Annotated in this window: 7 protein-coding genes; 2 read left to right on the top strand and 5 right to left on the bottom strand. The window is 59.4% G+C overall.

The window, feature by feature from the left end:
• The first annotated feature begins 8 nt into the window (after positions 1-8).
• On the top strand, positions 9-1,919 hold the full coding sequence (locus BJ885_RS18065) for a transcription antiterminator (protein ID WP_121932369.1): 1,911 nt from the start codon (positions 9-11) through the stop codon (positions 1,917-1,919).
• A 32-nt stretch (positions 1,920-1,951) separates the two neighbouring features.
• Here the strand turns inward: BJ885_RS18065 and nrdG are convergent, their stop codons facing one another.
• From nrdG to treR, 5 genes are all read right to left on the bottom strand, one after another.
• Positions 1,952-2,416 carry an anaerobic ribonucleoside-triphosphate reductase-activating protein gene (gene nrdG / locus BJ885_RS18060; protein WP_048977027.1) on the bottom strand — a complete coding sequence of 155 codons (465 nt, stop codon included), beginning with the start codon at positions 2,414-2,416 and terminating at the stop codon, positions 1,952-1,954.
• 97 nt (positions 2,417-2,513) lie between these two features.
• Positions 2,514-4,652, bottom strand: coding sequence for an anaerobic ribonucleoside-triphosphate reductase (gene nrdD / locus BJ885_RS18055; protein WP_121932370.1), 2,139 nt, complete (start codon positions 4,650-4,652; stop codon positions 2,514-2,516).
• 376 nt (positions 4,653-5,028) lie between these two features.
• Entirely contained in the window at positions 5,029-6,672 is a 1,644-nt protein-coding gene (gene treC / locus BJ885_RS18050; RefSeq protein WP_121932371.1) for an alpha,alpha-phosphotrehalase, read from the bottom strand.
• A 51-nt stretch (positions 6,673-6,723) separates the two neighbouring features.
• A complete protein-coding gene (treB, locus tag BJ885_RS18045) occupies positions 6,724-8,142 on the bottom strand; it encodes a PTS trehalose transporter subunit IIBC (protein ID WP_121932530.1) in 1,419 nt (472 codons plus the stop codon).
• 130 nt (positions 8,143-8,272) lie between these two features.
• On the bottom strand, positions 8,273-9,220 hold the full coding sequence (gene treR / locus BJ885_RS18040) for a trehalose operon repressor TreR (RefSeq protein ID WP_121932372.1): 948 nt from the start codon (positions 9,218-9,220) through the stop codon (positions 8,273-8,275).
• A 390-nt stretch (positions 9,221-9,610) separates the two neighbouring features.
• On the opposite strand from treR, the gene mgtA reads away from it, so the two are divergent.
• Positions 9,611-12,319, top strand: a complete 2,709-nt coding sequence (gene mgtA, locus BJ885_RS18035) for a magnesium-translocating P-type ATPase (protein ID WP_121932373.1) — start codon at positions 9,611-9,613, stop codon at positions 12,317-12,319.
• The last annotated feature ends 139 nt before the right edge of the window (positions 12,320-12,458 follow it).

Here is a 12,458-nt window from a genome sequence, read left to right as displayed (position 1 = left end):
ACAAACCCGTGCGATTTCCGAACCAACGTTTAGCGCAACTGTTCGATCTGTTGCAAAACGAGACGCTGCCGCAGGACGAGCTGGCGCAGCGGCTGTCGGTCTCCACGCGAACCGTCCGTGCCGATATCACCGCCCTGAACGCGCTGCTGGCAGGCCACGGCGCGCAGTTTATATTGAGCCGGGGCAACGGCTACCAGCTCAAAATTGATGATGCCCAGCGCTACCAGCAGCTGCAGGCATCCCACCCGCGCGCGCTGCGTATTCCCCGGACCGGGCCGGAGCGCGTGCACTATCTGGTGGTGCGTTTTCTGACCTCGGCATTTTCTCTTAAGCTCGAGGATCTGGCGGACGAGTGGTTCGTCAGCCGCGCCACGCTGCAAAGCGACATGGCCGAAGTGCGCGAGTGGTTTCACCGCTATAACCTGACGCTGGAAACGCGTCCGCGCCACGGCATGAAGCTGTTTGGCAGCGAGATGTCGACCCGCGCCTGCCTGACCGATCTGCTCTGGGAGCTGGCGCAGCAGGACAGTCTGAACCCGCTGGTGACCGACGTGGCGCTGAATGCAGGCGTGGCGGAGCAGATGGTGCCCGTGCTGCACGAGGCGCTGACGCGTCATCACATCCGTCTGACCGATGAAGGCGAACTGTTCCTGCGCCTGTACTGCGCAGTGTCGGTGCGGCGCATCAGCGAGGGCTATCCGCTGCCGGAATTCCACGCCGAAGACGTGGAAGAGAACGTGCGCGAGGCGGCGAAGGATATCGCCGTCACTATCCAGCAGCTGGCGGGCAAAGCGCTTTCACCTTCGGAGGAGAGCTGGCTGTGCGTGCACATTGCGGCGCGGCAGATCCAGGAGATTGCCCCGAGCGCAATTAACGCGGATGACGACGAAGCGCTGGTCAACTACATCCTGCGCTATATCAACACCCACTATAACTACAATCTGCTCAGCGACGAGCAGCTGCACGCGGACCTGCTCACGCATATCAAAACCATGATCACCCGCGTGCGGTATCAAATCATGATCCCCAACCCGCTGCTGGATAACATCAAGCAGCACTACCCGATGGCGTGGGATATGACCCTCGCGGCGGTGTCGAGCTGGGGAAAATACACGCCGTACGTAATCAGCGAAAACGAGATTGGCTTCCTGGTGCTGCACATCGGCGTCGGGCTGGAGCGGCATTACAACATCGGCTACCAGCGCCAGCCGCGGGTGCTGCTGGTGTGCGACGCCGGGAATGCCATGGTCCGCATGATCGAAGCGGTGCTGCAGCGCAAATATCCGCAAATTGAAGTCACGCGCACGCTCACCCTGCGCGAGTACGAATTGGCCGACTCTATCGGCGAAGACTTCGTGATCGCCACAGCCCGCGTGAGCGAAAAGTCTAAGCCGGTGGTGACGATCGCCCCGTTCCCGACCGATTACCAGTTAGAGCAGATCGGCAAGCTGGTGCTGGTGGACCGCACCCGCCCGTGGATGCTGGATAAATACTTCGACGCGGCCCATTTCCGCATTCTCGACAAGCCCGTTGACCAGCAAACGCTGTTCCGCGAGCTGTGCGCGCAGCTTGAAGGCGAAGGTTTCGTTGGCGCGGAGTTTCTGGATTCGGTCGTCGAGCGTGAAGCCATCGTCAGCACCATGCTCGGCGACGGTATTGCGCTGCCGCACTCCCTCGGCCTGCTGGCGCAGAAAACGGTAGTCTATACCGTGCTAGCCCCGCACGGCGTCCAGTGGGGCGACGAAACCGCGCACGTCATCTTCCTGCTCGCCATCAGCAAAAGCGAATACGAAGAGGCGATGGCGATTTACGATATCTTCGTCACCTTCCTGCGTGAACGGGCGATGTCTCGGCTCTGTAGCTGCGGAGATTTTGCCGGGTTTAAGGCGGTGGCGATGGAGAGTTTGAGCCGGTTTTGAGATAAGGGCGGACGGATAACATCCGCCTTTGTTCAACGCAAATGATGCACTACCTGGTTACTGCTGCCGCGCCAGATTAGAGCCGGGTCTTTTAAATCCTGCACGAACTTGCCGTCGACCAGGACGTTAATCAGATCCACTACTTCTCTTTGCTGCGCATTGAGTTCGTCCAGTTTATATCCCGTCCAGACCCAAATATCTTTGCCTGCACATTCGCGGCGAATGCGCTTCACCAGCTTCAGGATATCCGGCACGTTTTGCGGGTGCAGGGGGTCGCCGCCGGAGAGCGAAATCCCCTGGCGTTTGATGCGCGTATCGTTCAGGTCGTTGACGATCCGGTCTTCCATTTCGGCGGTGAACGGCATGCCGGAATTTAAGCGCCAGGTGCTTTTGTTATAGCAGCCGGGGCATTCGTGGACGCAGCCTGAAACGAACAGGGTGCAGCGGGTGCCGGGGCCGTTGACGATGTCGACGGGGTAGTATTGATGGTATCGCATAGAAAATGTCCAGAGAATGTGTGCGCGCTGATGCCCTCACCCCGACCCTCTCCCACAGGGAGAGGGGTAGGGTGAGGGGGAGAACCCTGCGCAGAACTTACCCGATCTGCCCATTCCCCAAATGCTTCACGCGACGCTTCACCTCTTCTTGCTTGCCGGCGTTAAACGGACGCGCGTCCGGGCTGCCGAGATAGCCGCACACGCGACGGGTCACGGAGACGCGGGCCGCATCGTGGTTGCCGCATTTCGGGCAGGTGAAGCCTTTGCTCGTACACTCGAACTCGCCGGTAAAGCCGCACTCGTAGCACTCGTCGATTGGCGTGTTGGTTCCGTAATACGGCACGTGCTGATAGCTGTAATCCCACACGTCTTCCAGCGCCTTCAGGTTGTGCTGAATGTTCGGATACTCGCCGTAGCAGATGAACCCGCCGCTGGCGATCGGCGGATACGCCGCTTCGAAGTCGATCTTGTCGTACGGGTTCACCTTTTTCTCCACGTCGAGGTGGAAGCTGTTGGTGTAATACCCTTTGTCGGTCACGCCTTCCACAATCCCGAACTCGGCGGTGTCCAGACGGCAGAAGCGGTCGCACAGGTTCTCGCTCGGCGTGCTGTAGAGGCTAAACCCGTAGCCGGTTTCCTCTTTCCACTGGTCTACCGCGTCGCGCAGGCGCTGAACAATCGCGATGCCTTTCTCACGCAGGGCCTCGCTGTCGTACATATGCGTATCGCCCGCCAGGGCGTTGATGGTCTCGTGAATGCCGATATAGCCCAGCGAAATGGACGCGCGACCGTTTTTGAAGATCTCCGACACGTCATCGTCCGCTTTCAGGCGCACGCCGCAGGCCCCTTCCATATAAAGGATCGGCGCGACGCGGGCTTTGACCCCTTCAAGGCGCGCAATGCGGGTCATCAGCGCCTTACGCGCCAGCTGCAGACGCTCGTCCAGCAGCGTCCAGAATTCATCTTCGTTACCTTTCGCCTCCAGCGCGATGCGCGGCAGGTTCAGGCTGATAACGCCCAGGTTGTTGCGCCCGTCGTGGATCTGCTCGCCGTTTTCATCTTCGTACACGCCGAGGAAGCTGCGGCAGCCCATTGGCGTTTTAAATGAACCGGTCACTTTGACGACCTGATCGTAGTTCAGGATGTCCGGGTACATGCGCTTGCTCGCGCACTCCAGCGCCAGCTGTTTGATGTCGTAGTTCGGATCGCCAAACTTGTGGTTCAGGCCGTCGCGGATAGCGAATACCAGTTTCGGGAACACCGCCGTTTTGCGGTTCTTGCCGAGGCCGGAAATGCGGTTGCGCAGGATGGACTGCTGGATCAGGCGCGATTCCCAGCTGGTGCCCAGACCAAAACCGAAGGTCACAAACGGCGTCTGGCCGTTGGCGGTGTGCAGCGTGTTTACCTCATATTCCAGCGACTGGAAGGCGTCGTAGCACTCTTTCTCGGTGCGGGAGTGCGCGTAGCCGTCAGCGTCCGGGATCTGCCACTCTTCGGCCGTTTTACGATGCTTGTTGAAGCTTGCCGTCACGAACGGGGCCAGCACTTCATCAATGCGGTTAATCGTGGTGCCGCCATAAATATGGCTGGCGACCTGAGCGATAATCTGCGCGGTGACGGCGGTGGCCGTGGAGATCGACTTAGGCGGTTCAATCTCTGCGTTACCCATTTTAAAACCGTGGGTCAGCATGCCTTTCAGGTCGATCAGCATGCAGTTGAACATCGGGAAGAACGGCGAATAGTCGAGATCGTGGTAGTGGATCTCGCCGCGCTCGTGCGCCGACACCACGTCGCGCGGCAGCAGATGCTGACGGGCATAGTGTTTGGCGACGATACCGGCCAGCAGGTCGCGCTGGGTCGGGATCACTTTGCTGTCTTTATTGGCGTTTTCATTGAGCAGGGCGGAGTTGGTCTGCTCCACCAGGCCACGGATCTCCTGGTTCAGACGACCGCGCTTCTCACGCTGCACGTCACGATCGTGACGGTACTCAATGTAGGCGCGCGCCAGCTGCTTGTAAGGCCCCGCCATCAGCTGGTTCTCAACCGCGGTCTGGATCTCGTTGATATCAACCTGGCTGCGTTCGTTCATCTGGCTGCTAACGACTTCTGCGACGGTGGCGCAGTAATCTGCGTCATCGACTCCCGCTGCTTTAGCTGCACGCAGAATGGCTTCCTGGATGCGCTCTGATTTAAACGGCACTTTACAGCCATCACGTTTCATCACATGCGGTGTCATGATCACTCCATTTTTTGAAAACAGGTTATCCACAGAGGTGGAGAAGTATTCACCGGGCGTATTCCCCGCCGGGCCAAAGACTTCCCGCGTTCCCAGCTCGTGTTATCCACAATTCCGGCCAGCGTAAGCGCCGTCTTGTTGTTGGAATAGTAGACGATAAATACAAGATGTTGGGTCGGCGTGCATTTTAAGTGCTACATATAGTGATTTGCATCAAACATGTTTGCGATTTATTTGATGCAGAACAAAGTAAAAAGACGAGAGTACAAACGGCGGGCGCTTCAGCGATTGTAAAGGCGAGCGAGAAAAATCTGATTAATTATTCAACAAAAACAGTAAAATAAGCCGGGTGCTGAGCCGCACCCGGCAGGGAAAGTTACTCCTGCAGCCACCAGACGGCTTCAAACGGACGCAGCGACGTCGTTTGCGGTGCCGGGTAGTTACTCATCAGCATCTGCGACTTATCGCTGAGAGCGTCTGTCTGCCATTCCTGAGGCGTAGGACTCAGGTTTGCCGCCACTATCAGCGTCTGCCCCTGCCACTGACGACGGTAGCACCAAAGAGAAGGATGTTCCGGCAGGAGATCTTCATAATCTCCCCACGTCAGCACCGGCAGGGTTTTGCGCAGGCTAATCAGCGACCGGTAGGTGTAGAACACCGAATCCGGGTCGTCCAGCGCCGCACGGGCGTTCACGGTTTCGTAGTTATCGCAGACGCCAATCCACGGCTCGCCCTCGGTAAAGCCCGCATTGTGCGAGGCGTCCCACTGCATTGGGGTTCGACCGTTATCACGAGACTTACTCGCCAGAATCGCCAGCAGTTCATCCGGCTCGCGGCCGCTGGCCCGCAGTTCCGCAAACATGTTCAGGCTCTCCACGTCGCGATAGTCGGTAATGCGGCTGAAGTGCGGGTTGGTCATCCCCAGCTCTTCGCCCTGGTAGATATACGGCGTGCCCTGCATGCCGTGCAGCACCATGCCGAGCATCTTCGCGGCCTGAACGCGGTATTCTCCTTCGTCACCAAAGCGCGACACGATGCGCGGCTGATCGTGGTTACACCAGAACAGCGCGTTCCAGGCCCTGTTGTGCATCCCCTGCTGCCAGTGGCGGAAGAGGGTTTTCAGCGCCACGAAGTCCGGCTTCGCCTTCGTCCATTTTTCGCCGCCGGGGTAGTCCACCTTCAGGTGGTGGAAGTTAAAGGTCATCGACAGCTCGCGTCCGTCGAGCGAGGCGTACTGCTGGCAGTTCTCCAGCGAGGTCGAGGACATCTCGCCCACCGTCATCAGGTTGCGTGGGGTGAAGACGTCGCGGCTCATCTCCTGCAGATATTCGTGAACGCGCGGCCCGTCGGTGTAGAAGCGGCGACCGTCTCCGATGTTGTCGTCCGGGAAATCCTGGTCTTTTGAAATCAGGTTAATCACGTCGAGACGCAGGCCGTCCACGCCGCGATCGGCCCAGAACTCGCATACCTTTTTCAGCTCGGCGCGCACTTCAGGGTTTTCCCAGTTGAGATCCGCCTGCTCCGGAGCGAACAGGTGCAGGTAATACTGCTCGCTCTCGGCGTGCCAGCGCCAGGCGTTGCCGCCAAACTTGGAGCGCCAGTTGTTGGGAAGCTGCTCCGGCGTGCCGTCGCGCCAGATGTAGAACTGGCGGTACGGGCTCGCTTTGTTCAGCGATTCGCGGAACCAGGCGTGCTGCGTGGAGGTGTGGTTAAACACCATATCCAGCACGATGCGAATGCCGCGCTCGTGCGCCCGGGCAACCAGCTCGTCGAAATCATCCAGCGTACCGTAGGCCGGATCGATGGCGGTGTAATTCGCCACGTCGTAGCCGTTATCCACCTGCGGGGAGATATAAAATGGCGTCAGCCAGATGGCGTCGATGCCGAGGGTTTTCAGGTAGTCCAGACGCTGCGTCACGCCGCGCAGATCGCCGGTGCCGCTGCCGGTGGTGTCCTGGAAGCTCTTTGGGTAAATCTGATAGATGACGCCGTTCTGCCACCAGTGAGGAAGGGTATTCATAGTGCGTTCCTGCAAATGCGAAGGGGCGCAACTGCGCCCCGAAAGAAGAAGTTAAACAATCTGCAGCGAGCCCTGACGGAACTTACGCTGGTAAACCACGGTGGTGAGCGCCATTGGGACGATGATCGCGATGGCCATCGCCAGGGCAAACACCTGCCAGTAAGCGGGCTGGATGGAGAGGATGCCCGGCAGGCCGCCGACGCCAATCCCGTTCGCCATCACGCCGTTCAGACCGCACACCAGGCCCGCCAGACCGGAACCGATCATCGCGCAGAGCATCGGGAAGCGGTATTTCAGGTTGATACCGTACATCGCCGGTTCGGTGACGCCGAGGTAGGCGGAGATGGCCGCCGGAACGGAGATCTCACGCTCGTTGTGCTTGCGGCTGACGATGATGATGCCGGTAACTGCCGACGCCTGCGCAATGTTAGACAGGGCGATAATCGGCCAGACCGGCGTGCCGCCGAGGCTCTGGATCATCTGCATGTCGATAGCCAGCGTGGTCTGGTGCACGCCGGTGATCACCAGCGGGGCGTACAGGAAGCCAAACAGCGCGGCACCGACTGGCGCGAAGCTGCCGGTCATCAGGTGACGCACCGCGAAGGCTACGCCGTCGCCAATCATGCGGCCAAACGGACCGATAAAGGCGTGCGCCAGGAACACCGCCAGGATCAGCGAGCAGACCGGCACCACCACCAGATAGAGGTAATCCGGAACGATGCGCTTCAGGCGCGTTTCAATAAAGCCGAGTGCCAGACCGGCCAGAAGTGCAGGGATAACCTGCGCCTGATAGCCCACTTTGGCGATGGTAAACAGGCCGAAGTTCCACACTTCCGGCACCTGTTGCCCAAGTAAGTAAGCGTTCATTAACTGTGGAGAGACCAGCGTGACGCCCAGCACGATTCCGAGAATCGGCGTGCCGCCCATTTTGCGCACCGCGGACCAGCAAATCCCGACCGGCAGATAGAAGAAGATGGCCTCGCCAATCAGCCACAGAAAATCGTAAACGGTTTTCAGCGCCGGATACATCTGCGCCAGGGTTTTACCGTCGCTCATCGGCACATCGCCGATGACGTTACGGAAGCCTAAGATTAAGCCCCCGCTGATCAGCGCGGGCAGCAGCGGGAAGAAAATTTCCGCGAAGTGGGAAATCAGCTGCTCGTGCCACTTCATATTCTGGCGCGCGGCCTTCTTCGCCTGCTCTTTATCGGCAGAAGAGTGCCCGGTTGTCGCCAGCAGAGCCTGATAGTAATCGCCCACTTCGGTACCAATAACGACCTGGAACTGCCCGGCGTTGGTGAAGCAGCCTTTGACCATGGAAAGTTCTTCAATGGCCTTTGGATTGGCTTTGGCCGGATCGTTCAGCACGAAGCGCAGGCGGGTAATGCAATGGCTGACGGTAGCGATGTTTTCGCGTCCGCCGACCAGGACGATCAGCCGATCGATATCTGCTTGTTTGACTTTACTCATCATGAAACCTCATGACAGATGGTGAGGGGGGTGTAATGACCTGAGCGCAAGCCTACTCCTTCAGCGTGACGGCGAAAATGGGAACGTTCCCGAAATCGGGCGAAGATCACAATAATCTGTTTTAGGGGGGTTACGAAAGGTGGGCGGGAATGACGATCTGACGTGGGTCAGCGCGCCCGTTGATCTGCTCGATCAGCTGCGCGGCGGCCTGTCTGCCGGACTCGGCGTAGCCCGGATCGACGGTGATGATCTCCGGGTGCAGGAACTTCATCAGCGGCGTGCTGCCGACGCTCGCCACCTGCAGGTTATCGATGCGCTGCTCCTGCAGATATTTGCTGGCACCCAGCGCAAGGGTATCCGTGGCGCACACCAGCGCGGTGGTCTGCGGCGTCAGGACGCTGGCGACCTGCTCGTAGCCCTGCTTCATGCCCAGCCCCGGCAGGGAGGCCACGGCGGAGAGATTGTGTTTTTTGCAAAAGGCCAGGTAGGCCTCATGCCGGCGCTTGCCGGTGGTGACGTCCGCATGCGGTACCCCGAGGAAGCTGATGTGGCGATGGCCTTCGTCAAACAGGCGCTGCATCAGGGTGATAATCGCGCCTTCATCGTCGTAGCAGACGGACGCAAACCCGCTGGCATCGCGCGCCAGCAGCACCAGCGACGGCTGCCAGGGTTTCAGCATCTCGTCTTTAATGCCGGTAAAACCGAACAGCACCACGCCATCAATGTTGCGCCGCTGGAGCATACCCAGATGCTCTTCGACCAGCTGCACAGAGAACTGGCTCTCCATCATGATCGGATCATACCCCTGCTCATAAAAGGCGGGCAGCATGGTCTGCACGGCGAGGTTTTCAGACAGAGAGTCCAGGCGCGAGACAATGATGGCGACGACTTTGTCACTCTGCCCGCGCATGGCGCGCGCGGAGCGGGAGGGGGAAAAACCGTGCTGATTCATGACCGCCTCAACGCGCTCGCGGGTGCGTTCGCTGACGCCGCTTTCGTTGTTCAGCACGCGTGAGACGGTCGATTTCCCCACGCCGCTTAAACGTGCGATGTCTTTAATCGTTAGGCGGTTCTGCATGCTGTATTCCCTGTAACAACGACGATGTAGTGAATTGAGCCTAATGCTATAGCGCGATTTCGCTATGGGCAAAGTCTGGTTTACGTTCGGTTTATTTGCAGGGGAGTATAATACCGCCCGAATCGTCATAAAGGGTATGTCTAAATCCTGGACTGCGCGGCGACACCCTGTTTTTTACTTACCGGAGGCTTCATGGATCCCGATCCCACACCTCTCCTGAACGGGAGAATGCGTTCTTTCCGGTAAGCCAGCCTGTTGCTGACTCACCGGTGATGTGAGGCAGCAACGTCATAAACGTTCCTGCTTGAAAAATTGAGTGCCTCTCAGGTACGGCCTTGCCACGCCTGAAGGAATTGCTGCGTCCGCATTCGCGGATGCGGAGGAATGACTATGTTTAAAAATATCACCCGGCAGCTGCAGGCCCTGCTGAGCCGCCACCTGCCACACCGTCTTGTTCAGCGCGACCCGCTGCCAAACGCCAAAAACATGGCGGGCACCGCGATACCCGCGTCCCTGACCGAACGCTGCCTGAACGTGGCGGCGATGGATGAAAACGAAGTCTGGCGCGCGTTCGGCGGACACCCGGAAGGGCTAAACGCGGCCGAAGTGGAAAAAATCCGCGCCGTGCACGGCGATAACCAGATCCCGGCGCAGAAGCCGTCTCCGTGGTGGGTGCACCTGTGGCTCTGCTACCGCAACCCGTTCAACCTGCTGCTGACCGTGCTCGGCCTTATCTCTTACGCGACGGAAGATCTGTTTGCCGCAGGCGTGATCGCTCTGATGGTGGGTATCTCCACGCTGCTGAACTTTATTCAGGAGGCCCGCTCCACCAAAGCGGCGGATGCCCTGAAGGCGATGGTCAGCAACACCGCGACCGTCTCGCGCGTGATTAACGATCTCGGCGAAAATGCCTGGGTGGAGCTGCCGATCGACCAACTGGTGCCGGGCGATCTGGTGAAGCTGGCCGCGGGGGACATGATCCCGGCGGATTTACGCATCATCCAGGCGCGCGATCTGTTCGTGGCGCAGGCCTCCCTGACCGGGGAATCCCTGCCCGTTGAAAAGGTGGCGCGCAGCCGCGACCCGCAGCAGATGAATCCTCTTGAATGCGACACCCTGTGCTTTATGGGCACCACGGTGGTCAGCGGTACGGCGCAGGCGATTGTCACCGCCACCGGGGGCAACACCTGGTTTGGACAGCTTGCCGGGCGCGTCAGCGAGCAGGAGAGCGAGCCAAACGCCTTCCAGAAAGGGATTGGCCGCGTCAGTATGCTGCTGATCCGCTTTATGATGGTGATGACGCCAATCGTGCTGCTGATCAACGGCTACACCAAAGGCGACTGGTGGGAGGCGGCCCTGTTTGCGCTCTCCGTGGCCGTTGGCTTAACACCTGAAATGCTGCCGATGATTGTCACCTCCACGCTGGCGCGCGGGGCGGTGAAGCTCTCTAAACAGAAAGTGATCGTCAAACACCTCGACGCCATTCAAAACTTTGGCGCGATGGACATCCTCTGCACCGATAAAACCGGCACCCTGACGCAGGACAAAATCGTGCTGGAGAACCACACCGATATCTCCGGCAAAACCAGCGAGCGCGTCCTGCACAGCGCGTGGCTGAACAGCCATTACCAGACCGGGCTGAAAAACCTGCTCGACGTCGCGGTGCTGGAAGGGGTGGACGAGGAGTCCGCCCGCACGCTCTCCGGCCGCTGGCAGAAGGTGGATGAGATCCCGTTCGACTTCGAGCGCCGCCGCATGTCGGTGGTGGTGAGCGAGCAGACGGACGTGCACCAGCTGATCTGCAAAGGGGCGCTGCAGGAGATCCTCAACGTGTCGAAGCAGGTTCGCTATAACGGCGACATTGTGCCGCTGGACGACACCATGCTGCGCCGCATCAGGCGCGTCACCGATAACCTGAACCGTCAGGGGCTGCGCGTGGTGGCGGTCGCGAGCAAGTTCCTGCCCGCGCGCGAGGGTGACTATCAGCGTATCGACGAATCCGATCTGATCCTCGAGGGCTACATCGCCTTCCTCGATCCGCCGAAAGAGACCACCGCGCCGGCGCTGAAGGCGCTGAAGGCGAGCGGTATTACCGTCAAAATTCTCACCGGCGACAGCGAGCTGGTGGCGGCCAAAGTATGCCATGAAGTGGGGCTGGACGCGGGCGACGTGGTGGTGGGGAGCGATATTGAGCACCTGTCCGATGACGAGCTGGCGAAGCTTGCCCAGCGTACCACGCTGTTTGCCCGCCTGACGCCGATGCACAAAGAGCGCATCGTCACCCTGCTCAAGCGCGAAGGGCACGTGGTAGGCTTTATGGGCGACGGCATCAACGACGCGCCCGCGCTGCGTGCGGCGGACATCGGTATATCCGTCGATGGCGCGGTGGATATTGCCCGCGAAGCGGCGGATATCATTCTGCTGGAAAAGAGTCTGATGGTGCTGGAGGAGGGCGTGATCGAAGGACGCCGCACCTTTGCCAACATGCTCAAGTACATCAAAATGACCGCCAGCTCCAACTTCGGTAACGTCTTCAGCGTGCTGGTGGCGAGCGCGTTTCTGCCGTTCCTGCCGATGCTGCCGCTGCACCTGCTGATCCAGAACCTGATGTACGACGTGTCTCAGGTGGCGATCCCGTTTGATAACGTGGACGACGAGCAGATCCAGAAGCCGCAGCACTGGAACCCGGCGGATCTCGGGCGCTTTATGCTGTTCTTTGGGCCGATCAGCTCCATCTTCGATATCCTGACCTTCTGCCTGATGTGGTTTGTGTTCCACGCCAACACCCCGGAACACCAGACTCTGTTCCAGTCCGGCTGGTTCGTGGTGGGTCTGCTGTCGCAGACGCTGATTGTGCATATGATCCGCACCCGCCGCATTCCGTTCATCCAGAGCCGCGCCGCGTGGCCGCTGATTGTGATGACGGGGATTGTGATGGCGCTCGGTATCGCGCTGCCGTTCTCCCCGCTGGCGAGCTACCTGCAGCTGCAGGCGCTGCCGCTGAGCTACTTCCCGTGGCTGGTGGCGATCCTCGCGGGCTATATGGTGCTGACGCAGATGGTGAAAGGATTCTATGCGCGTCGGTATGGATGGCAGTAATTTTTTACCCTCACCCTAACCCTCTCCCTGGAAGGGAGAGGGGACCGCTCGGTGCCGCCTTTCACCCTCGCCCCTTTGGGGAGAGGGGACTGGCTTTCCTCCCAAATTCAACAACCTGTGATCTCCGTCGGCGCATTCG

The sequence above is a fragment of the Enterobacter sp. WP_7_1 genome, assembly GCF_003688535.1.
Lineage (GTDB): Bacteria > Pseudomonadota > Gammaproteobacteria > Enterobacterales > Enterobacteriaceae > Enterobacter > Enterobacter asburiae.
This window is presented reverse-complemented; position numbering and strand designations above follow the sequence as displayed.